Here is a 23,517-nt window from a genome sequence, read left to right on the forward strand (position 1 = left end):
CCCCCCCCGGGGGCCAGGCTGGGGGTGTGTGGGTTGCGCGGGGGGGGGGGGGGGGGCCCCCCCCCCCCCTCCGGCCTGTGGATCAGCCGCAGGACTTCGCCGTGTACGGCGCCTTCACCGTGGTGGTGGAGCCGTCGGCCGCCGTGGCGGTCACCGACACCTCACCGGCGGTCACCGACGCGGCGCGTACCGCGAAGGCGTTGCTGACCGACTTGCCGGCCTCGACGCCCGTGACCTGCTTGGTGCCGTAGTCCGATGCCAGCGCGAGCGTGACGGGTTCGTCGTGCTCGTTGGTCGCCTTCACGACCAGCTGGATCTTGCCCGCCACGCAGCGGGTGTCGACGGTGGCCGACACCTTCGGTCCGGGTGCGATGCCGTCACCGACCGTCAGGGTCAGCGTCGTCGACGTGGTGCCGGCGGTGCTGACGTACGACGGCAGGATCAGCTGACCGCGGATCTCGTAGACGCCCGGCGTCTGCACGATCGACTCGTCGAAGTCCCACTCGACGCCGATCGCCCGGTTGTCGCGTGAGCCGTCGTTGTACGACACGGCGACCCGCTCCGGCAGCCACGGCAGCTCGCCGACCTCGACGGTCTGCTCGAACTGCTGCGCTCCCTGGATCGAGATGCCGCCCTGCGAGTTCTCCGGCCGGACGTACACCTGCGCCTGGGCGATGAGCCCGTACGCGGTGTTGGTGCCGTACACGGTGAACGGCTCGACGTTGGTCTCGGCGACCTGCTCGGCGGTGATCGCCTGCCAGGTGAAGGGCACCGAGCCCCGCGCACCGCTCGCGAAGACGACATCCAGCTCAGCCGGCAGCTGCGGGATCTCACCCACGACCGTGCGGACCACGACAGGCGCGTCCACAGACGCGACCGTCTCGCCGTTCACCCGCCAGCGCAGCACACCGGTGCCGGCGCCGCCGGTCTGCACGCCCGTGATGCGCACGCGGAGCTGGCTCGCCTCGATCGCCTCGAACTCGAAGCGGTTGAAGGCGTTCAGCTTGAGGCCCGCGGCGTAGGTGGAGCCGTTGGTGAGGGTCACCGGAGTCCAGTTCGTGCCGTCGTTGGACGACTCGATGACGTACGTGTCGGCTCGCGGCGACCGCGTCCCGCCGTTGTCGTCATACCAGTAGATCTCCGTCGAGCTGATCCGCACCGGCGACTGCCAGGTGTACCGCAGCCATGCGGCGTTCGCCACCGACGTGCCGTTGGCCGTCTGACCCCAGTTGCCCCAGCCGTTGCCCGCACCCGGGTTCGAGCTGGCGGGTGTGGTGGCCTCGTTCACCCGGTTCTGGTTCTCCCAGGAGGCGACACCACTCGAGGTGATCGTCGCGACCGCGCCGTACTCGGCGGACGTGGCCTTCTCGGTGAGGTCGAGAGACACATCGCGCTGCGTGGTGAGCGCGCCGTCACTCGCCTGGAGCCGGAACACGTACGCGCCGGCGACGGTGCCCGTCACGGTGGTGCGCAGTGCGTTCTGGTCCGAGAAGATGACGCCGGCGCCCGCGGGGGCCGACACCGTCGACCAGCTGTACGTCAGCGTGCCCGACTCCGGGATGCCGTCGTCCGTCGCCGTTCCGACGAGCGTCGTCGAGAGGTTGCCGTCGCGGGAGCGGTCGGCGGTCGCGGTGACCACCGGCGCGTCGTTGACGACCACCGGGACCTCGCGGCCCGAGTCGAAGACCTGGATCTCCGAGATCGCGGTGGAGAACGACGGTGTGTTCGTGAACGCCACGCGCACCTTGCTCGCGGTGACCGTCTCGAACAGCGCCTCGTTGAACTTCGGCCCCGGGATCTTCGGCGCCTTGAAGGCGTCGGGCACGGTGACCCACTCGCCCGCACCGTTCTGCACCTGGATCGCGTAGCCCTGCGGCTCGTGGTAGCCCCCGGCCTGACGGTCGCTGACGAACCACACCTTGACGTTGTCGAACGTCTTCGGCGAGCCGAAGTCGATGTCGACGTAGCCTCCGGCCTGACCGGTGCCGTAGTTGCCCCAGTACGGCTCGTTGGCGGTGATGCCGTCGTTGACGGCGTTCAGCGTCACGGGCCGCTCGGTCTCCTTGATGGCACCCGGGGTGTAGTTCATCGAACCCGTCGAGAAGCCCGGCGTGTGGAAGTTGCGCCAGGCGGCCGGACGCGCGCCCTGCTGCGTCGCGGACGACGACAGCGTCGCACCCGAGGCCAGGTTGGCCGCGTCCTCTTCGAGGTCGATGCCCGCAGTCTTGAGGTACGACACGACACGCTCGTCCTGGATCGGGGTGTCGACGGCGGTGGGCACGTCGGCGCCCTCCTCGGCGACCACCTCGACGTCCAGGCCCTCGTCCGACTCGACGATCTCGTTCGTCGCCGGGTCGTAGACGAACCGGCCGAGGTCATCGGCGGTCGCCTTGCGCTCGCCGTCGACGAACAGGCTGTAGCCGGCGCCCAGGCCGTACTCCGAGCCGTCCTCGTCCCAGACGATCGTCAGGTCCTTGCCGTGGTAGTTCAGGTTGTTCACCATGAAGTTCCCGTAGCCGAGGTCGATCGGCCAGAGCTCGATCTTGTCGTCCGCGCGAGGACGGATGCCGCCCATGTCCTCCACGTAGATGTAGTTCATGTTGCCGAGCATCACGTGGTTCGGGTTGTTGCGGTTGTACGTCTTCGTGGCGGGGTTCCAGTTCGAGTAGTACTCGGACTGGTTGGCCACGCGGGCGTCACCGTTCGGGTAGATGCTCCACGCCATCCACTGCAGCAGGCGCTCGGCATACTCCGGAGTGATGTACTTCTGCTCCGGGTCGTAGTCGCGCAGCGCGGCCCGCACCGCGCGGTACTGCACGGTGAAGTTGATGTTCGAGAAGTTGTTCGACCCCCCGATCCCGAACTTCGCCCGGTCGTACTGGTTGGCCGTGTAGAACGGGAAGATCGGGAAGTTGTCGCCGTACCGGAGGAACCGGTAGCCGTCCACGTACTTCTCGGCGTCCTCCTTGGGGATGAGCCCCTCCGAGTAGATGTCGTAGAGGTTCGACTCCTTGGCCGGGATGAGGTCCCGCTCCGCGGTGCTCAGCGGGTTGGCCCCGCCGTTCGAGGATGCTGCGGCCTGGGCTCCGTGCGAGGTGCCCGCGAGGAACATCCGCATCTCTTCGCTCCACAGCCGGTCGAGGACCTCGCTCTGGATCCCGTCAGCGGCGGTGCGCATCTCGGCGACCTTCGAGGCATCCGCACCCGCCTGCTCGTAGAGCTGAGCGGCCGCGTCGAAGGCGCCCCACACGTACGCGGACTCCGGGCGCTCGATCGTGCGAGCCCCCGCCGCCGAGGCGTTCGTCTTCGGGTAGCCGAAGGTGATGGCGTCGGAGTCGTTGCCGGGCATGTAGTTCGTGTCGTACGCGATCAGCATGTCGTCGTTGCCGTCGTAGTGCTCGAGCTGACCGACGCCGTCGCCCTCGAAGTACGACGCGAACTTCTCCGCGATCGCCGGTCCACCGCCGTAGACGTTGTACGCCTCGAGGCCGGCCGTGCCGATGTACTGCGAGTAGTGGTTGTTCCAGCTCGTGTGACCGGGGCTGTCGAGGAACGCCGACGATCCCGACAGCTCTCCCACGTTGAGGATCTGGCCGTACGCGAGGTACGGGTTGCGGATCCACTTCGTGTCCTGCAGATGCATCGGCTGCGTCAGCACGACCGCGTTCTGGTAGAGGTTCGAGCCTTCGACGGTGGTCGGGTATTGGTAGACGTAGCCCGCCTCGTTCGTGTCGAGCGCGTTGTAGCGCTCGCCCCACCACCGGTAGACGATCGCCTTCTCGATCGCCGCGTCGGGCACATCGATGTAGGGGATGTCCTCGGCCCAGCGCTGGTTGAACTCGGTGACGCCGGTGCGGAAGGCATCCGCCGGCGCGAGAGCGGCGTACGCCTGCAGCTGCTCCGCTCCGGCAGGCATGCCGTCGCTGGAGAGCGCTCCGACGACGGAGATCTCGACCGTGCCACCGGCCGGAACCGTGATCTGGCGGTCGAGGTTCGAGCCCGACCGCGTGAAGCCGGGTGCCTTCAGTGCGATGTCGACCTGCGACCACGCCGTGTCGTTGAGTCCGTTGTTGGAACCGCTGGTGATGGTGCGCGTGCCGACGAGCTCGTCGCCCGCGTCACCGGCGCCGGTCGCCAGCGGCGATGCGGCGCGAACGGTGAAGGTCTGTGCGGCGCCGCCCGGGTTCTGGAACGCGATCGTGGTGACGGCGACGTTGTCGTACGTGATGAACTTCTTCATGTCGGCCACCACGCCCGTGGTGCCGATGTTGTACCGCGACTTCGCGTGGCTGGGCGCGTTGAATCGCTGGGCGCCCACCTCCGTGACGGTCTGCCCGGGGACGATGACCGAGTAGAAGGATCCGAGGTTGTTGGGCCCGCCGACATAGGTCGAGCCTGCGAAGCCCATGACGCCCCACGTGCTGCCGCCGCGCAGGTACAGCGAGCGACCGCGCGTCTGGAGGACGGTGTTGTTCGCCGTGCCCGTCACTCCGAGGATGCGGTCGAGGTAGTAGTCGGTGCCTCCTGCGGCGAGATCCTTCTCGAAGATCGCGCCGTGCATGCTCTCCGCCGTCCAGTCCACGCCGGGAACGAGCTTCTGCTCGACCTCCGCGAGGTTCGTGTACGTCGGGTCGCCGATGTCCATCGTGTCGGTCTGGCCGTTCGTGTAGACGCCGACGTCGGATTCGTTGCCCGGCACGGGGGCTCCGAATGCGTTCGTCGGCACGAACGCGAGTGTGGCTGCCGTCAGCGCGCAGATCGTCGCTGCGGCAGCCGTTCTTCTCCTGGTTGTAGGCGACATCGCCCATCCTCTCCATCGGGGAACGGATGACTCGGCGACGCCGCACGGGGACGGTCGGGGCGAACCGGGTCCGCGCCAGTAAAGCAGTGACGAAAGGCAGAGCGCAATGGTTTTCGAAGTTTTCGTGTTACCGGTATCTATTCACCCTCCTTCATGCCGAAAACGCTTGCGACGTCGAGACGGCCTGTCCGAGTGGGCTGAGGCGGCCCCGGCGTCGGCCAGTGCTGGCAAGCTGGATCCATGCGCATCGCCCTCACCGGCTCGTCCGGCAAACTCGGCACCGTCGTCGCCCGCGAGCTTCGCGCGGCCGGTCACGACGTCATCGGCATCGACGTCGTCGGCACCCGCGGGCCGGACTTCGTCCAGGTCGACCTCACCGACTACGGCCAGGTCGTCGACGCCCTCGCCGCCGTGAACGACCGGCACGACGGGTTCGACGCCGTCGTGCACCTCGGCGCGATCCCGGCTCCCGGCATCCGTTCCGATGTCGCGACCTTCCACAACAACATGACCGCGACGTTCAACGTGTTCTGGGCGGCCGTGAGGCTCGGCATCCGTCGCATCGTGTACGCGTCGAGCGAGACGGTGCTGGGACTCCCCTTCGACGTGCCGCCGCCGTACATCCCGGTCGACGAGGAGTACCCGCCGCGTCCCGAGTCCGTGTACTCGCTCGTGAAGACGCTCGAGGAGCGCATGGCCGTCGAGCTCGTGCGCTGGCACCCCGATCTGTCGATCACGGGCCTGCGGTTCTCGAACGTGATGGTGCCGGAGGACTACGAGGCGTTCCCGTCGTACGACGACGACGCGCTCAAGCGCAAGTGGAACCTCTGGGGCTACATCGACGCCCGCGATGGCGCGCAGGCGATCGAGCGCGCGCTCGAGGTCGCGCCCCCGGGCTTCGAGACGTACATCATCGCCGCCGCCGACACCGTGATGTCTCGGCCCAATGCGGAACTGGTCGCAGAAGTCTTCCCCGGCGTCGAGACGCGGGACTTCGGAGAGCACGACACCCTCCTGTCGATCGACAAGGCCCGGCGCCTGCTCGGGTACGACCCGCAGCATTCGTGGCGCGATGAGGTGAGCTGACGCAGCCGCACGCGACAGCGGAGCCGGGAATCTCCCGGCGCCGCTGCCCACACCCCGCGGAGTGATCAGCCGAGCAGGTCGCCGACCAGATCGTCGACATCGCTCGAGACATCGCCGACGAGATCGTCGACGTGGGTGCCGATGTCGCTCGTCAGGTCGCCGATCTCGGCGCCCACCTCGCCCACCGCGACGCCGGTGTCGTTGCCCGAGCCGACGTTCGTCCCGTTGCCGACAAAGTTGCCGCCGGCGACCTCGTTGCCCGAGCCGACGGGAGCGTCGACGCTCACATCATTGCCCGAACCGATCGGGGCGCTGACGTCGTTGCCGGAGAGCACGGGTGCGTCGTTGCCCGAGAGGATCGGGCCGTTCGCAACGTCGCGCACCAGCGGACCGTCGATGAGGCCGCCGCCGACACCGACGCTGCCGATCGTGTTGTCGTTCGCGTCCAGCGCGTCATCGACCCAGGCCCACCCCTGGAAGGCGTCGAGCGAATCGAGGGCGTGCGCCGACGTGTGGGTGTCCTCCGCCGCGGACGTGTGGTCGTCGGCGTTCGCGGGGATCGAGAAGCCCGCCACCGCCAATGCCACAGCGCCGATTCCTGCGGTTCCCATCAGTCCAGCTCGCGTCGTCTTGCGCATCGGATCATTCCTTCCGTTCCGTGACGTGCGGTGTTCCCCGCACATCGGGTCATCCGGAGGGGGCACCCGAGCGGATTGGGCGACCGGGTCCGACTCCCGCCAGCTCGCCGTCCGCGAGGCGCGGAATTCCGCGGGTGTGAGCGGATTCCTGGGAGATTCCTGAATGGTCGGCGACCCGCGGCATCCGTCCCGTGCTCGCCGGCTTCGCCCGCGTTCGCCGTAGGCTCGAACCGGACCTCGCCCCGAGGAGGTGCACGCATGGCCGAAGATCCACGCCTCGCCGCCGCGCGCTACCGCGCGGAACGCGACGATGACGGCGAACACACGGATGCTGCGTCCCCGCCATCGCAGGCCGCGCGTGCGTACTCCGCGGCCGATCGCGCGGCGGTCGTCGAGACGGCGATCCAGCAGGCGATCCGCCAGGGCGAGTTCGACGACCTGCCCGGCGCCGGCAAGCCGATACCGGGCCTCGGCGGGACGCACGACCCGGACTGGTGGATCCGCCGCAAGATCGAGACCGAGCAGCTCACCGGCCTCGGCCCGCCGGCGCTCATGCTCCGCGTCGAGAACGCCGAGCTCGAGGCGAGACTCGACGGCCTCGGGCACGAGACCGACGTGCGCGAGGCGGTCGAGGACTTCAACCGCCGGGTGATCGAAGCCCGGCGCCAGCTGCTCGGCGGCCCGCCGGTCGTGACGCCCACGCGCGAGGTCGAGGCCGAACTTGCCGCGTGGCGGGAACGGCGGGAAGCGCGCGCCGCATCGATCGCCGAGGAGACGGATGCCGCACCCCCGCGTCGCCCGTGGTGGCGGCGCCCGCGGGGGTGACGGCCGTCATTTCACCGCACCCAGAGTGAGTCCGGTGCGCAAGAGCCGATAGCTGAAGACGTACACGACGAACACCGGCAGCGCCGACACGACCGCGAAGGCCATCATCCTCGGCCAGTCGATGCCGAAGGCTCCTGCCTGCTGCGCGATCAAGGCGCTCATCGGGTACTTCTCCGGCGACAGCATGAAGGTGATCCCGTACAGGAACTCGCCCCACGACACCAGGAAGAGGATCGACCCGACGGTCAGGATCCCGTTCCTGGCCAGCGGCAGCGCGAGCGAGAAGAAAGCGCGGACAGTCCTCGCCCCGTCGATGCGGCCGGCCTCCTCGATCGCCAGCGGGATCGCGGAGAAGAACGGCCGAAGCAGGAGCACCGCCCACGGCAGGAGCAACGCGGCGTCCGCCAGGATCAGACCCGCATCCGTGTCGAGCAGCCCGAACTGCGCCAGCAGCCAGAACAGCGGGATGAGGTTCGCCGTCTGCGGGATCATCTGCAGCACCACGAGCAGCGCGAGCGCCGGCACCACGATCCTGCTCGTCACGCGGGCCAGCGCATAGGCGGCCGGGATCGCGAAGACCAGGCACACCACGGTCGTGCCGACCGCGATGATCGCCGACTGGCGCATCGATGCGCCCAGCTGCGGGTCTGCGAACGCGGAGGCGTAGGCATCCCATGTGGGTGTGAAGAACACGGAGGCCTGGGACGTGAGCACCTCGCTCTGGCTCTTGAGCGAGGTGAGCACGATCCACAGCAGCGGCAGCCCGTACAGCAGGAACAGCACGATGCGGACGGTGAAGGCGAGCGGCTCCGCACGTCGTCGGGTGGCGGTCATCACAGCACCTCCTCATTGCGACGGACATCTCGCGCGTAGACGAGGGCGAACACCACGACGACCAGGAGCGACAAGAGGGCCGTCGCAGCCCCCGTCCCGTAGTCGAGTCGCTGGAACGCCTCGACATAGGCGAGGTACGGGAGTGTCGAGGACGACGTGCCGGGGCCTCCCGCAGTCATGACGTAGATGAAGTCGAAGCTGCGGAAGGCGTAGACGATCGTCAGCACGGTGAGCACCGTGGCCGCCGGGCGCACATGCGGCAGGAAGATGTAGCGCACGCGATGCCGCGGCCGCGCGCCGTCCACCTCGGCCGCCTCGAGGACCGACTCGTCGATGCTCAGCAACGCGGCGCGGAAGATGAGCGCGTTGAACGGGATCACGGCCCACGCGTTCACGAGGGCGACCGACCACAGCGCCAGCTTCGGGTCGTACAGGAAGCCGACACCACCCGCGCCGAGTCCGAGCGCTCGCAGCGACTCGTTCACCAGGCCGTGGTCGGCGAGCAGGAACTTCCAGATCGAGCCGTTGATGACCGGCGGGAGCGCCCAGACGAACACCATCACGCCCAGGAGGAACGCGCCGCCCTTCGTGCCCGACCACACCGACACGGCTGCCGCGAAACCGCCCGCCATCCCGAGAGCCGTGACGACCACCACGAAGGCGACCGTGTTCACGACGACCTTCGTGAAGTCGGGGTCGGCCAGGAGCTGTGCGTAGTTGGCGAAGCCCACGAACTCCCACTCGCGGTTGAGGGTCGCCCCGGTGACGGCGCTCACGCTCATGCGTCCCAGCACCAGCAACGGCCATACCGCAAGGGCCGCAAGGAGGGCGGCCGCGGGCAGGGCGAACGCGAGACGCCGGTCGGATGCAGCAGGCCTGCGTCGCACGCGGGTCGTCCCCGTCGGGCGCGAGCCCGGCGGGGACGACACGAGCGAACGGGAGGGCCGCACCGTTGTGACGGATTCCGTCCCTGTCATTGCGGTCTCAGTTCTCCAGCAACGGCAGCAGCCGCGTCATGAGGTCGTCCGCGAGCTGGTCCGGCGAGCCCTCCTCCGCGATGGCCTTGCTCCAGAAATCGCCCACCAGGCCCTCGACCGCGTTGACGTTGGCCGACGGCACGGCCGGGCTCGGCGAAGGCCGGCCCTGCGCCTGCACGATCTGTGCGAAGACGCTGAGGATGGGGTCGTCACCGATCTCCGAGGCGGATGCCGCGTCTGACCGGGTGGGGATCGCGCCGAAGCCCTTCAGCAGCTCGAGCTCGCCCTCCGTGGAGAAGAACGTGGACTCCAGGTACTCCTGCGCGAGGTCCTTGTGCTTCGAGAAGGCGCCGATGTTCTGCACCTCGCCGCCGAGGAGCACACCGCCCTTGTCGCTGATGGGCAGGGGCGCGACGCCGTACTCGAAGGCGGCCTCCTCGGCCGCCGCGATCTGCCAGTTCCCGTTGACGGCGAACAGCGCGGAGCCGGCGGCGAACTGCTGGAACGGGACGGTCTGATCCCACGTGGCCGCCTCCTTCGAGAGGTAACCCGCGTCCACCCAGTCCTGCAGCATCGTGTAGGTGTCTGCCATCGGTCCGGCCTGCGCATCCGCATAGTCGAAGCCGTGGGACGTGAACCAGGGGAAACCCTGCCACTGGCTCTCGAGGCCCGGCTTCCCCGTCAGGGTGATCCCCTCTTTGCCGGCGGCGACCGCCAGGGCCATGTCCTCCTCGAGCTCGTCGATCGTGGCCGGCGGCGCGTCGATGCCGAGCTCGGCCATCATGTCGGAGTTGTACCAGAGGCCGAGCAGGTTCACGAACCCCTGCACCCCGAACAGGGTTCCGTCGATGCGCTGCATGGCGCCGTCGGGGAACTGGTCGGCGCCGTCGAAGTCCTCGAACCAGTCCATCGGTTCGATCGCCCCCGACTGGGACAGGTCGTAGGTGCCCGATGCGCCGAAGACGATGACGTCGGGGCCCGTCTTGGCTCCGGCCGCGGTGACGGCCTTCGTCGTCATCTGCTCGACGGGGATGTACTGGTAGTCGACGGTGACATCGGGGTGCTCGTCGGTGAAGGACGCCGCCATCGCCTCCAGCGTCGCGACCTGGCCATCGGTGTTGTAGTAGTGCCAGACCGTGAGGGTCACCGGGCCGCCGCCCGAATCGTCGCCGCCGGCGCAGCCGCTCAGTGCGAGTGCGGCCACGGCCAGGCCGGCCGTCAGCCCGGCCAGCGGCCGTAGACGAGTGTGCTTCATTGCTTACGCCTCCTGGGATGTGTGTGAGCCCGCGATTTCATCGATGAAATTCGATGTGGCAAATCGCTTCTTTGGGCATCATGGCGATCGAAATCGCTTTCGTCAACTGAATTCTGCGAATTCTGATTCCCGCCACTCCGGCTTGACACTCGGGGAACGGGCCGATTAGCGTGCCATCAGTTCATCGATGAAATGAGGTCTTCCGTGACACGTCCGCTGATCGCCGCTCCCCGCGGGTCCGCTGCGACCAGCGCGCCGCAGCACGTACCCGTCACCGTGGGAGCACCCATCGGCACAGCCGATCCTCGGCTGTTCGGGTCGTTCGTCGAGCACCTCGGGCGCGGCGTGTACGGCGGGATCTTCGATCCGGCGCACCCCGCAGCCGATGCCCAGGGCTTCCGTTCGGACGTGACCGCGCTGGTACGCGAACTCGGCGTGACCGTCGTCCGGTATCCGGGAGGCAACTTCGTCTCCGGCTACGACTGGCGCGACGGCATCGGACCGGTGGCCGAGCGCCCGCGTCGCCTCGACCTCGCGTGGAAGTCCGTCGAGACGAACGAGTTCGGCACCGACGAGTTCATCGCGTGGTGCCGCGCGGCGGGCACCGAGCCGATGCTGGCGCTCAACCTCGGGCTCGGGGACGTCCGATCGGCGCTGCAGCTGCTCGAGTACGCGAACCACCCGGGCGGCACGACGCTCTCCGACGAAAGGATCGGCAACGGCGCCCCGCTCCCCCACGATGTCCGCACCTGGTGCCTCGGAAACGAACTCGACGGCCCCTGGCAGCTCGGCCACAAGAGTGCCACGCACTACGCCGACGTCGCGGCATCCGCGGCGAACGCCATGCGCATGTTCGACCCGTCGCTGGAGCTCGTCGTCGTCGGCAGCTCGAACGCCGACATGCCGACCTTCGGCACCTGGGAGGAGACGGTGCTCGAGCGCACGATCGAACTCGTCGACTACCTCTCGTGCCACATCTACTTCTACGAGGACGACGACCTCGCGGGCTTCCTCCGCTCCGCCGACAGGTTGGACGCCTTCCTCGACGGCGTGCAGGACGTGATCCGCCGGGTCCGCGCACGGCACCCCGGGGCCCGAGACGTCCGGATCAGCCTCGACGAGTGGAATGTGTGGAACTTCCGCGCGTACGACGACATCAAGGAGGAGCGGGACTTCGAGCTGGCTCCCCGCCTGCTCGAGCAGGACTACACCGTCGCCGACGCCGTCGTCGTGGGGTCGCTGCTGCAGAGCATCCTCGCGCACTGCGACACCGTGGGCATCGCCGCCATGGCTCAGCTCGTCAACGTGATCGGGCCGATCCGCGCCGAAGCAGACGGGCCGGCCTGGCGCCAGACCACCTACTTCCCCTTCGCCGCGATGGCTCGCAGTGCGGGGCACACGGTCTTCGCGACGAATCGCACCGCAGACTCCGACGTCGTGACCACGGTTACCCGCGATCCGTCGGGGGGCGCCGCCCATGTCTTCCTGACGAATCGTTCGACGGACACGCCGGCCGTCATCGAGGTCGACCTCGCGCGATTCCGCCCGAACCGGGTCGACCGCGCCGAGCTCCTGTGGCATCCCGACCCGCACGCCGCGAACACTGCGCAGTCCCGCGTGCGGGTGACGCGCCGCACCCCGACGACGGTGCTCGAAGGCGGCCGGCTGCGTCTGACGCTGCCACCCATATCATGGGCGGGGATCGAGCTGGCCTGTTCGGTCGACGGATGAGGGGGGTCGTGCGAACACCGATGACCAGCGTCACGATGGCCGATGTCGGCGAACGCGCGGGGGTGACCGCCCGCACCGTCTCGAACGTCCTCTCCGGGAGCGCCGCCGTGCGCCCGGAGACTCGGGAGCGGGTGCTCCGCGCGGTCGAGGAGCTCGGCTACCGGATGAACACGTCGGCGCGCAGCCTGCGGACCGGACGCACCGGCACCATCGGCCTCGCCATCCCCGATCTCGGCATCGACTACTTCAGCGACCTCGCGAGCCGCATCATGATCGAGGCCGAACGCCATGGCTGGGGGGTCGTCATCGAGCAGACGGGGGCGCGGCGCGAAACCGAGCTGGCGATCCTCTCGGGCGCACGTCGCCAGCATTCGGATGGCCTGATCTTCCAGCCGCATGCCCTCGGACCGGGTGACGAACGTCATCTCGCGGGCAACGACCGGCTCGTCATCCTCGGCGACCGCATCTTCAACGGCCCGGTCGACCACGTCGGCATGGCGAACACCGAAGCCGCCGCGATGGCGACGCGCTACCTCATGGACCGCGGTCACCGCAGGATCGCCGTCATCGGATCCAACCCCGACGTCAGCACGGTCAGCGCCGCCTCGCTCCGGCTGGACGGCTATTCGCGGGAGCTGGTCGATCGCGGACTCCCCATCCGCGATGACTACGTCGTCGTCGCGAAGCAGTGGCATCTGCGCGACGGCGCGACCGGGATGGCCCAGCTCCTCAGCCTGCCCGAGCCGCCTGAAGCGGTCTTCTGCTTCAACGACACTCTTGCGTTCGGCGCGCTGCACACGCTGGCCGCACGGGGGCTGCGCGCGCCCGACGACATCGCGATCATCGGCTTCGACAATGTTCCGATGGCCGAGTTCTCCGTCCCACCGCTGACGACGATCGACCCGGGGACGGGTCAGATCGCGAAGCAGGCCGTCGATCTGCTGGCATCGCGGGTCGAAGGACGCGCGGCCGCACCCGCCGAACTCATGACCGACTGCTCACTCGTCGTGCGCCGCTCGGCCTGACCCGGCCACGCGCAGACGCGGCGGCCGACTGAGCCGAAGGACGCGGCGTCCCAGACCCGGATCCTCCGAGTCTGGGACGCCGCACCATTCACGAGCTCGCTCGGTCGGCGCGAGCGCTCACTGACAGGTGATGGCCGAGAAGGCTGCCTCCACCTGCGCCGTGCGTCCATCTTCCGCAGCTGCGGCGACGGCGATCGCGCCGCCGGCGACCGACGCGGAGCGGGTGGCGAAGGCGATCGAAGCCGACTTGCCCGGCTGCACGGCGAGCGACTTCGATCCGTACGTCGAAGACACGTCGACCTGGAGCGCCGTGCCGCTGACGTTCTTGACCACGGTCACCAGCTGCACCTTCCCCGCGACACAGCGAGGAGCCGCAGAGGCCTCGACCTGCAGCGCGGGCAGCGCCACCGTGATCTTCTTCTCGATCGTGACGTCACCGCGGGCGACGCGCACCGTGTACTCCCCCGCGGCGAGGTCCGTGCGGAGCCCTGCCGTGAGCGAGCCCGCGCCGCTGCCATCGGTGTGCAGCGTCCCGAGAGCGATCCCGCCCGGTTCGAGCGTCACGGTGTAGTCCACGTTCGGGATGCCGCCGGTCAGCGTCACCGGGAACTCGGACCCCGCCGCGACGGCAGTGGCCGGCACCTCGATCGCGGGCGTCGCGTCAGGTGCCGCGGCGATGACCTGCCACTCGCGGATGCCGGTCGATCCGCCACCCTCCGCGGCACCCCAGGACTGCGACACGATCCGCAGCGCCGTCGTCTTCACCGGGGCGAAGTCGACGCGGTCGAATCCGCTGCCGGTGCGACCGTACGACTGGCCGGCGTCGAGGGTGACGTCACGCCACGTCGTGCCGTCGGCGTCGAGGTACTGCAGCACCCAGCTCTTGGGCGGGATCATGCCGGCGTTCGCGGTATCGGGGCTGTCGCGGTACCACCACACACCCACCGAGTCGACGTCGACCGAGAACGACCACGTCAGCCGTGCGGTCTGCTGGCCGGCCTGCGGCCAGGTCCCCCAACTCGTCGCGTACTTGGCCGCCGCGTTCTCGAACGGCGCGTTGGTGCCGTCCTTGAGACCGTTGACGTTCTCCCAGCCGCTCGTGAACGAGGCGGTGGCCGTCGCATACGACGAGATGTTGCCCGTGAGCTGAGCGTTCGGGTCCTTGGGAATCGTCACCGTGCCGTTCGCCGTGTTGCCGGCGACGTCGCGCACGCGGTAGGTGAGCTGGTGCGGCAGCCCGTCGGGTGCGGCGATCGCCGCGCCCGCCGTCGCCGCAACCCATGCCCCGGCGCCGTCGAAGCGATACTCGATCGCGGCCACGCCGGATCCGGCGTCGGTCGCGGAGATCGACACCGTGCGCGCGGCGGCGTCGAGCGCGGCGTTCGCGGTCGGAGCCGTCTTGTCGATCTTGACCGTGCGGCTCACCTCGCTCGACACGTTGCCCGACGAGTCCTCGGCGCGGGCGGCGACGGTGCTCGTCCCCTCTGCGGTCACCGTGACCTCGGCGAAGCGCACGTTCGGCGTCGCCGTCCAGGCGCCGGCGCCGATGCGGGTCGACACCGTGGTGAGGTAGTCGACCGCGTCCTCGGCCGAGGCGCGCAGCGTGACGTTCGAGGCGAACCAGCCGTCAGCACCCGACGTCCCGGAGGCCGCCAGCGTGACGGTCGGGGCATCGTGGTCCGCCGGCGGTGCGGGCGGGTCGTCCGAGCTGACGGTGACGTCCGCCTGGACCAGACCCGCGGCGACACCGAGCGCTCGGCCGGTCGCCGTGAACGTGCCCGCCTCTGCGTAGTCGGACGCCTTCACCGGCAGCCAGTTGACCGGCGCCCACTGCTGCGCGCCGTCGACCGTGATCCGCACAGCGGCGGGGAGCACCGGTGCGACTGCGGGCTTGGTGTGCACCGCGACGGGCGCGGGCACCGCGGCCTCGCGGGCGTAGACCTCCCACTCCGAAACCGACACGGAGTTGAAGTACGCGCCGCTGGCACGGCCGGCGAACGTCGCGCGCAGCGCGGTCGTGGTCACCGGCGTGAAGTTCACCGTCAGCCACGTGTTGACCGTCGTCGGGTACGTCGCGTTCTCGACCGGTCGCCAGTCCCCCGCGGCGTCGAGGTATTCGAGCTTCCACGAGGCGGGCGGACGGATCCAGTTGGAGTCCTGGTGGAACTGGATGCCGACCGAGCCGGTGCGCACCGGTGCCGTCCACTGGTACGAGAGCCAGTCGGTCTCGTTGGCGCTCGTCGTTCCCCGGTAGTTGCCCCACTGGTCGGGCGGCAGGAGCGCCGTCGTGGCGCGGAATCCGTCATTGACCGCGGTGGTCCGCATCGGGGGCTGCTCGGTGAAGGACGCCTTCACCTGCGCGTCGAGCGCGAGGTTGGCCGACGGGATCCGCTTCGGATCCTTCGCGAGGGTCTGCGTGACGGGCAGGATCTTCGCGCCGTCCCACTGGACCTCGTCGATCGCGACGGACCGGCGGAAGTGCCCACCGCCCACCGCATCCTTAGTGTGGTAGGTGAGGTACGACTTGCCCTCGAAGTCGATGAGCGACGGGTGCACGGTCGTCGCGGACGTGCCCGACAGGATGATGCCCTGGTAGTTCCACGGCCCCGTGGCACTCGTCGACGTCGCGTACCCGATGCACGCCTGGTAGTTCGACGGTGTGCAGGCGCTGCCGCCCTGCTTCCAGTCGTAGAGCAGGTAGTACAGCCCGTTCTTCTTGAACACCCACGGCGCCTCGTAGAACGAGGTGAGACCCGACATCGTCGAGATCGCGCCGTCGAGCGCGGTCATCGAGGAGGTGAGCTTCACGACGCGCGCGACACTCCAGGAGCCCCAGTAGAGGTAGACGGTGCCGTCCGTGTCCGTGAACACGTGCGGGTCGATCACCTCCTGGCCGTTGGTGCTCGAGCCGAACACGTCGGACCATTTCACCAGCGGCGCCCCGATCGCGTCGGTCCATGGCCCGACCGGCGAGTCGGAGACGGCGACGCCGATCGCCATGCGGTTGGCCTGGGTCGTGTCCTTCGACTCCACCGGCACGTACCAGTAGTACTTGCCGTCACCGCCCAGCACGGCGTGACCGGCGTAGGCCGCGTTGCCCGAGGCCCACGAGAACACCGCGTCCGGGTCGAGGGCGTTCTGGTAGACGTCCCATTCGCCCGATGCCACGTCGTCGGTCGCGAGCACCGCGTAGTCGCGCATCGCGAACCCCGCCTGCTGCGCCGACGCCTCGTCGTGGCCGGTGTAGATGTACAGCCGGCCGTCCGCCCCCACGAGAGGTGCGGCGTCGGCGGTGTACAGGGATCCGTCGGCGATGATCGGGTTGCCGGCGGATGTGATGGTGCGCGTCGGTGGTGGGGCGTCGGCGGCGGATGCCGGTGCGGCGCCGCCTGCGAGGATCAGCGCGACAGCGGCGGCTGTCGCCACTGCTGCCCGCGCCAGGACGTGGTCGTTCATTCGTGAATCACCTTTGTTTCGTCAGCGGCTGGTCTCGGCCGGGTACGCGACAGCGACTCGACGAGCACCGAAACCGGTTGACACCACAGCAGCGATGTTGGCGCTCACAATTGGTGTTCTCGACGCTGAAATCCCGCGTGAGGGGCAGTTTGGCAGTGACCCACGTGCGAGCGCAATCGTTTTCGAGAATTTCGAAACTACGCGCCGTCCTCGACGACGCACCGCCTCATCGACGCGGGATCGTCGATCCCCGGATCACGAGCCGCACCGGAAGGTGATGGCTTCCCTGGCCGATGTTCACGCCGTCGATGGCGTCGAACACCCGTTGCGCGGCCTGGCGTCCGAGCTGCTGCAGGTTCGCGTCGATGCTCGTGAGCTGAGGCCGCGAATTGGTCGCGAGCACCTCCCAGTTGTCGTAGCCGATCACCGCGAGGTCGTCGGGCACGCTGCGTCCCAGGTCGCGCGCGGTGTCCAGCGCTCCGCGCGCGATCTGGTCGGATCCGCAGAAGATCGCATCGACGTCGGGGTGCCGCTGCAGCAAGATCGCCGCGGCATCTCGGCCCCAGTGCTCCGTCCATTCCGAGAACATCGGCTCGCCCACGAGCTCCAGCCCTGCCGCCGCCAGCCCGGCACGAGCTCCCGCGACGCGGTCCTGCGCTGCCGCGTAGGCGGGGTCGCCCGTGATGACGGCGATGCGGGATCGCCCGCAGGCGATCAGGTGCTCGACGGCGAGGCGCCCGCCCGCGTAGTTGTCGGGAGTCAGTGAGAGGTCGCGCGGGTCGTCGGACGGCGCATACGCGTACACGACCGGGACCGGGAGGTCCTGCCCGAGGGACGGGCGGGGATCGGTCTGCCGCCCGACGACGATGATCCCGTCGACGCGACGGCTCAGCAGGGCCTTGAGATGGTGCTGCTCGCGGATGGCGTCGCCGCGCGCATCGCACAGGAACACGTTGATCTGCCCCGCCCCGAACGCGTCTTCGGCGCCCATCAGGATGGGGATCATGAAGCGGCCCTCGAGGTCGCTGGTGAGAAGCCCGACGGTGCCGGTGCGGCCGGCGAGCAGTCCCTTGGCCATCGCGTTGGGGGTGAACGACAACTCGTCGGCCGCGCGCAGGACGCGCTGCCGCGTCGCGACGGCGACGTCGTCGCGGTTGTTGAGCGCCTTCGACGCCGTCGCGATCGACACTCCCGCGCGCCGAGCCACATCGCTCAGCGTCGCGGCGCGCGACCCGTTTTCGCTCGTTGCCACGAGTCACCTTCCTTTCGGGTGCTCAAACGTTATCGAAGACCATACTTGACGGTCTCGCAATCGCCACGATAGCTTGCTCGAAATGGATTTCGCCGATTTCGGTTTTCGTCCATTGCACCCACTCGCAGCGATGCCGACCCGTCCAGCGTCATCCGCTCGAAGAAGAGCCAGAGGAGACAGTTGCATGATCACCACCCGACGTCGTGCCGCACTGCGGACGGCCACCGTCCTCGTCACGGCGGGAGCCCTCATCGGGGGCCTCGCCGCCTGCGCCGGAGGCGGCGACAGCCCCGAACCCGCCGCATCCATTCCCGCTGAAGGAGTCGACGACGGCTCGACCCTGACGCTGTGGACGCGCGCGCCGATGGAGCGCCAGGCGAACCTTCTGGTCGACGCGTACAACGAGAGCCACAAGAACCAGGTCGAGCTGACCGTCGTCCCCAACGACGACTACGTCGCGAAGGTCGGCGCCGCCGCGGGTGCGAGCGGCCTGCCCGACCTGTTCGCCGCCGACATCGTGTACGTGCCCAACTGGGTCGAGCAGGGCCTGTTCGCGGACATCACCGACCAGATCGACAGCCTGGACTACAAGGACTCGATCAACAAGGGCCACCTGTCGGCCGGCACCTACGAGGGGCAGGAGCACGTGCTGCCCTTCGTCCTCGACCTGTCGATGCTGATGTGGAACAAGGAGCTGTTCGCCGAGGCGGGGCTCGACCCCGAGAAGGCCCCCGAGACCCTCGCCGAGTTCTCCGAAGCCGCGCAGGCCATCCAGTCTCTCGGCAAGGACGGCGTCTCCGGCACGTCCGCAGGCCTCAACTGCGGCGGATGCCTCGTCTTCACGTGGTTCCCGAGCGTCTGGGCCTCGGGCGACCAGGTGATGAACGAAGAGGGCACCGAGTCGCTGCTCAACAGCGAGGCCGCGCAGGAGGTCTACTCCACGTGGAAGGAGCTCTACGACGCAGGCGCCGTGGCTCCCGGGTCGGCCGATGAGACCGGACCGACCTGGGTCGCCGGGTTCCAGGAGGGCAAGGTCGGAATCATGCCGTACCCTGCGACCCTCCTGTCGGGCCTCGAGTTCGACGCAGGCGTGGCGGGCCTTCCCGGTGTCGACGGCGGCGCATCGACGTTCGTCGGCGGCGACGGCATCGGCATCTCGAAGGACTCGAAGCTCTCGGCCCAGGCGTGGAACTTCCTCTCCTGGATGATGTCGGACGACGCGCAGGTGCAGGTGCTCGCGAAGGACGGCAACGCGGTCTCGCGCTCCGACCTCGCCAACAACGAGTACTCCTCGGAGGACCCGCGTCTGGTGACGATCAACGAGGTCGCCGGTGAGGGCGACACCCCCGTCGCACTGCAGTTCCAGCAGGCGTTCAACGCGCCGGGAAGCCCGTGGCTGACCCTCGTGCGCAACGCCGTGCTCGAAGGCACCGACACGGTCGACGCCGACAACGACGAGATCACCGCCGTCCTCGGCGAGTGATCCACCGGCGGGGCGCATCGCCGGCACCGACCGAGCGATGCGCCCCGCTCTCTCTCCCCCACCTTCTCCCCAAGCCCCGAACGAAGGACTGACGTGGCTTTCACGACCACTGCGCGCCGCGCGCGAGCACCGCGCGCGAACCGCCAGAGCCGGAGCGCCCTCGGCGGCCCCGTCCAAGGGTGGCTCTACGCCCTGCCGACGGCGCTGTTCGTGGTCGCCCTGTTCCTCATCCCGCTGCTGCTGGTACTCCAGATGTCGGGGTCGGACTGGCCGCTGCTGCGCGGCAACCAGGGCTGGAACTTCCCCGAGAACTACGCGGATGCCGTGGACCTCCGGCTGTTCTGGGACTCGATCAGGTTCACGCTCAAGTACACGATCATCACGACCGTGCTGCTGATCGGCCTCGGCCTCGGCCTCGCACTCCTCGTGCAGGAGTCGAGCGCGTGGAAGGGCTTCCTGCGCACGTCTTTCCTCATCCCGAGCGCGCTCGGCCTGGCCTCGGCATCCCTCCTCTTCTACGTGCTCTACTCGCCGTTCGCCGGCCCGTTCGCCGATCTCATGGAGACCTGGGGCTTCACCTTCCTCGGCACACCCGAGGGTGCGCTGTGGTCGACGGTGTTCCTCATCGTGTGGCGGTACGCGGGCTTCTACATGCTGCTCATGCTGGTCGGCCTGCAGGGCATCCCCGACGACGTCTTCGAGGCCGCCCGCATCGACGGCGCCTCGCGCTGGCAGACCTTCCGGCACATCACCGTGCCGCTGCTGCGCCCCACCTTCGCCCTGACGATCGTCCTGTGCGTGACCGGATCGCTGCTGGCGTTCGACCAGTTCTACATCCTCACCAAGGGCGGACCCGACAACAGCACCATGACCATCGTCCAGCTGATCTACAACGTCGCCTTCCAGGGGAAGAACGACCTCGGAATCGCCGCGGCGCTGTCGGTCATCGTGCTGCTGGCCCTCATCGTCATCAACGTCGTGCAGCTGCGCGCGTTCCGCAAGCCCGAGGAGGGCTGACATGACCCTCACAGACACCACCTCGACGCGCACCATCGTGGCGCCGGACTATCGGGGGACGCGGACAGGTCGTCCGCGCGGGCGCCTCGTCTACGGCATCCCGTATGTCGTCTTCACCGGCGCGCTCGCGATCATCTTCCTTTACCCGCTCGTGTGGACCGCCGTGTCGTCGTTCAGCCCCCAGGCGGGCTCCGCTCAGACCGACGGCTGGGGTTTCGGCAACTACGAGTCGCTGGCGAACTTCCAGGCGGGCATCTGGGTCTACCTCGGGAACTCGCTGTTCGTCTCGCTGCTGACCGTGGTCCTGACGCTCGTGACATCGTTCCTCGGCGGCTACGCGTTCGCGCGCTTCTCGTTCCCCGGCAAGAACCTTCTGTTCCTGCTGGTGCTCGCGATCCTGATGGTGCCGTACGCGACGCTGCTGATCCCGCTGTACGTGATCCTCAACGCGATCGGCCTCAACAACTCGCTGGTCGGCGTGGCGCTGGTGCTCACCATGTTCCAGCTGCCGTTCTCGATGTTCATGATGCGCATCTCGTTCGAGTCGATCCCCAAGGAGATGGATGAGGCGGCGCTCGTCGACGGCTGCAACAGCTTCTCGGCGCTCTGGCGCGTGCTGCTGCCTGCCGTCAAGCCCGGACTCATCACGGTGGGACTGTTCGCCTTCCTCACGGCGTGGAACGACTTCATCGCGCCCCTCATCCTCATCACCGACACCAACCGGATGACGCTCCCCCTGGCGGTCGCGAACCTCCGCGGCCAGGTGATGGGCGTCATCGACTACGGCGCGACGGAGGCGGGAGTCGTCGTGCTCGCGCTGCCGTGCGTCGTCCTGTTCCTGGTGCTCCAGCGCCACTATGTCCGCGGATTCATGTCGGGAGCCTTCAAGGGATGACCATGCAGATCACCACCACCGCACCTCAGGCGCCCGTCGCCCCGTCGAGGGGACGCCTGCGCCCGCTGGGCCAGAACGAGGTCCGCATCACCGGCGGCTTCTGGGGCGACCGGCAGTCGGTCAACGCCGCCGGCACGCTGCGGCACATCGGCGCCCGCCTCGAATCCGAGGGATGGCTCCCCAACTTCGACCTCGCCGTGTCGGGCGGGCTCGCCGAGGGGCGCCGCGGCCGCGAGTTCTCGGACTCGGAGGTCTACAAGTACCTCGAGGGCCTCGCGTGGGAGATCGGCCGCACCGACGACGCCACGCTGGAGGCGCGCTTCCGCGAGGTCGTGAGTCGCGTCGCCGCCGCGCAGGAGGCCGACGGGTACCTCAACACGCGGTTCGGCCGCCCCGGTCAGGGCGCACGGTGGTCCGACCTCGAGTGGGGGCACGAGCTGTACTGCCTCGGCCACCTCTTCCAGGCGGCCGTCGCCCGGGAGCGCACGCGGCGGGGGGCCGACGACGGGCTCCTCGAGGTGGCGCGGCGCGCCGCCGACATGGTGTGCCGCGAGTTCGGCGCCGACGGGCGCGACGCGATCTGCGGCCACGCGGTCGTCGAGGTCGGCCTCGCCGAGCTCGCCCGCGTCACGGGGGACGACCGCTACCTCGAGCAGGCGCGCCTGTTCGTCGAGCGGCACGGCCGGGGCACCCTGCGCGACATCGAATGGGGACGCAAGTACTACCAGGACGACGTCGCGGTCCGCGACGCCGAGGCGCTGCGCGGCCACGCCGTGCGGGCGAACTACCTCGCAGCCGGTGCCGCCGACGTGGCGATCGACACCGGCGACGACGAGCTGCTCGAAGCGCTGCGCCGCCAGTGGGACCGCACCGTCGCGCGCCGCACCTACGTCACGGGCGGCCAGGGCTCCCACCACCAGGACGAGGCGTTCGGCGAGGACTGGGAGCTGCCCGCCGACCGCGCGTACTCCGAGACCTGTGCGGGCGTCGGATCGATCATGTTCTCGTGGCGGCTGCTGCTGGCCGGGGCGGACCCCCGCCACGCCGACCTCATCGAGCGCACGCTCTACAACGTCGTCGCCACCTCGGCCGCACCCGACGGCCGGGCGTTCTTCTACGCGAACACGCTGCACCAGCGCGTGCCCGGCATCCCCGCTGACCCCGACACGACGTCGCCGCGCGCCTCGTCGTCGCTGCGCGCGCCGTGGTTCGAGGTGTCGTGCTGCCCGCCGAACGTCGCCCGCACACTGGCGAGCCTCGACACGTACCTCGCGACGGCCGACGACGAGGGGGTGCAGCTGCAGCAGTACGCACCGGCGTCCGTTCGCACCACGCTGCCCGACGGCCGTGTGATCGCGTTCGATGTCGAGACGGACTACCCGGTGTCGGGGCTCGTCCGGGTGATCGTGCCGGATGCTGCGCCCGACGCCGAATGGACGCTCACGCTCCGCGTACCCGCGTGGGCCGACGGTGCGCGCCTGCGGGTCGTTCCCACGAACGGCGGTGCCGCCGCCGAGTCGGACGCCGCGCCCGGTGCCGTCGAGGTGCGACGGGCCTTCCGGGCGGGAGACGTGGTCGAGCTCGAGCTGCCCATGGCACCCCGGCTGACCGCTCCCGACGAGCGCATCGACGCCGTGCGCGGATGCCTCGTCATCGAGCGCGGCCCGGAGGTGTTCGCCCTTGAATCGGTGGATCTCGCTGCCGCCGGCGTCGACGACGTGGCCCAGGTCGCACTGGCGCCCGGCGCCGCGCCCGTCGAGCGCGACGGCCGCGTGTGGATCGATGTCGTGCGGCACCGCGAGAGCAACGCCGGCTGGCCCTACGGCGAGCCCGGTGACGGGCTCGGGGGCGCAGCATCCCTGTCCGTGCCCCTCGTGCCCTATCACGAGTGGGCCGAGCGAGGACCCTCGACGATGCGTGTGTGGATCCCCGCCGCGACCTGAGTCAGGGGTTGGGGTTGGTCGCCTTGCCGTCGAGCCAGAGAGTGTTCGACGGGTCGGAGTGGGTGGTGTCGGTGCCCACGTGGTTGTCGCTGATCTGCGGACCCTTGGTGACGACGTGCACGATGGCCATCGCGTGGCCGCGGCCGAGACCGTAATCGGCCGCGAGCCACTCGACGATCGGCGTCGCCTTGGTGTTCTCGTCGAACCCCTTCTCGTGCGCCTTCTCGATGAGCTGACGCGGCGTGAGGCCGGTCTTCGACTCGATGTTGTCGAGGTATGCCTGGAACGACATGTGTGAT

Annotated in this window: 16 protein-coding genes; 8 read left to right on the plus strand and 8 right to left on the minus strand. The window is 69.0% G+C overall.

The genetic code is table 11. From position 1 onward, the window contains the following. Positions 1–82: 82 nt before the first annotated feature. Positions 83–4,726: a galactose-binding domain-containing protein gene (locus tag ACLBXX_RS17745; RefSeq protein ID WP_447659107.1), complete on the minus strand. Its 4,644-nt coding sequence runs from the start codon at positions 4,724–4,726 to the stop codon at positions 83–85. Between the two features lie 315 nt (positions 4,727–5,041). Between ACLBXX_RS17745 and ACLBXX_RS17750 the strand changes: the two genes are divergently transcribed. Next, entirely contained in the window at positions 5,042–5,887 is an 846-nt protein-coding gene (locus ACLBXX_RS17750) for an NAD-dependent epimerase/dehydratase family protein (protein WP_447659108.1), read from the plus strand. 65 nt (positions 5,888–5,952) lie between these two features. On the opposite strand, the gene ACLBXX_RS17755 is transcribed toward ACLBXX_RS17750, so the two are convergent. Further along, positions 5,953–6,525: a hypothetical protein gene (locus ACLBXX_RS17755; RefSeq protein WP_447659109.1), complete on the minus strand. Its 573-nt coding sequence runs from the start codon at positions 6,523–6,525 to the stop codon at positions 5,953–5,955. A gap of 258 nt (positions 6,526–6,783) precedes the next feature. On the opposite strand from ACLBXX_RS17755, the gene ACLBXX_RS17760 reads away from it, so the two are divergent. Continuing rightward, a complete protein-coding gene (locus tag ACLBXX_RS17760; protein ID WP_447659110.1) occupies positions 6,784–7,350 on the plus strand; it encodes a DnaJ family domain-containing protein in 567 nt (188 codons plus the stop codon). Between the two features lie 6 nt (positions 7,351–7,356). On the opposite strand, the gene ACLBXX_RS17765 is transcribed toward ACLBXX_RS17760, so the two are convergent. Genes ACLBXX_RS17765 through ACLBXX_RS17775 form a run of 3 tightly spaced genes read right to left on the minus strand, consistent with a single transcriptional unit; the run spans position 7,357 to position 10,416 of the window. Further along, positions 7,357–8,184 carry a carbohydrate ABC transporter permease gene (locus ACLBXX_RS17765; protein ID WP_447659111.1) on the minus strand — a complete coding sequence of 276 codons (828 nt, stop codon included), beginning with the start codon at positions 8,182–8,184 and terminating at the stop codon, positions 7,357–7,359. Continuing rightward, a complete protein-coding gene (locus ACLBXX_RS17770; RefSeq protein WP_447659112.1) occupies positions 8,184–9,113 on the minus strand; it encodes a carbohydrate ABC transporter permease in 930 nt (309 codons plus the stop codon). Before ACLBXX_RS17770 ends, ACLBXX_RS17765 begins: the two co-directional genes overlap by 1 nt. A 55-nt stretch (positions 9,114–9,168) precedes the next feature. Continuing rightward, on the minus strand, positions 9,169–10,416 hold the full coding sequence (locus tag ACLBXX_RS17775; RefSeq protein WP_447659113.1) for a sugar ABC transporter substrate-binding protein: 1,248 nt from the start codon (positions 10,414–10,416) through the stop codon (positions 9,169–9,171). Between the two features lie 204 nt (positions 10,417–10,620). On the opposite strand from ACLBXX_RS17775, the gene ACLBXX_RS17780 reads away from it, so the two are divergent. Next, positions 10,621–12,147 carry an alpha-N-arabinofuranosidase gene (locus ACLBXX_RS17780; protein ID WP_447659114.1) on the plus strand — a complete coding sequence of 509 codons (1,527 nt, stop codon included), beginning with the start codon at positions 10,621–10,623 and terminating at the stop codon, positions 12,145–12,147. Positions 12,148–12,167: 20 nt separating this feature from the next. Continuing rightward, entirely contained in the window at positions 12,168–13,172 is a 1,005-nt protein-coding gene (locus ACLBXX_RS17785) for a LacI family DNA-binding transcriptional regulator (protein ID WP_447659115.1), read from the plus strand. 117 nt (positions 13,173–13,289) lie between these two features. Here the strand turns inward: ACLBXX_RS17785 and ACLBXX_RS17790 are convergent, their stop codons facing one another. Next, entirely contained in the window at positions 13,290–16,628 is a 3,339-nt protein-coding gene (locus ACLBXX_RS17790) for a family 43 glycosylhydrolase (RefSeq protein ID WP_447659116.1), read from the minus strand. A 226-nt stretch (positions 16,629–16,854) separates the two neighbouring features. Further along, a complete protein-coding gene (locus tag ACLBXX_RS17795) occupies positions 16,855–17,880 on the minus strand; it encodes a LacI family DNA-binding transcriptional regulator (protein ID WP_310285610.1) in 1,026 nt (341 codons plus the stop codon). A 184-nt stretch (positions 17,881–18,064) separates the two neighbouring features. Between ACLBXX_RS17795 and ACLBXX_RS17800 the strand changes: the two genes are divergently transcribed. The 4 genes from ACLBXX_RS17800 to ACLBXX_RS17815 all read left to right on the plus strand — a co-directional run bounded on the left by ACLBXX_RS17800 (position 18,065) and on the right by ACLBXX_RS17815 (position 23,218). After that, entirely contained in the window at positions 18,065–19,363 is a 1,299-nt protein-coding gene (locus tag ACLBXX_RS17800; RefSeq protein WP_447659117.1) for an ABC transporter substrate-binding protein, read from the plus strand. Positions 19,364–19,456: 93 nt separating this feature from the next. Further along, on the plus strand, positions 19,457–20,380 hold the full coding sequence (locus ACLBXX_RS17805; protein ID WP_447659118.1) for a carbohydrate ABC transporter permease: 924 nt from the start codon (positions 19,457–19,459) through the stop codon (positions 20,378–20,380). A 1-nt stretch (position 20,381) separates the two neighbouring features. Beyond that, the gene (locus ACLBXX_RS17810) at positions 20,382–21,275 is read left to right on the plus strand and encodes a carbohydrate ABC transporter permease (protein WP_310285617.1); all 894 of its coding nucleotides are present in this window, start codon (positions 20,382–20,384) and stop codon (positions 21,273–21,275) included. Then, the gene (locus tag ACLBXX_RS17815; protein ID WP_447659119.1) at positions 21,272–23,218 is read left to right on the plus strand and encodes a glycoside hydrolase family 127 protein; all 1,947 of its coding nucleotides are present in this window, start codon (positions 21,272–21,274) and stop codon (positions 23,216–23,218) included. The genes ACLBXX_RS17810 and ACLBXX_RS17815 overlap by 4 nt, the downstream gene beginning before the upstream one ends. Before the next feature lies 1 nt (position 23,219). Here the strand turns inward: ACLBXX_RS17815 and ACLBXX_RS17820 are convergent, their stop codons facing one another. Next, positions 23,220–23,510: a DUF4287 domain-containing protein gene (locus ACLBXX_RS17820; RefSeq protein WP_447659120.1), complete on the minus strand. Its 291-nt coding sequence runs from the start codon at positions 23,508–23,510 to the stop codon at positions 23,220–23,222. Positions 23,511–23,517: the final 7 nt, after the last annotated feature.

The organism is Microbacterium sp. C23T, assembly GCF_053345975.1.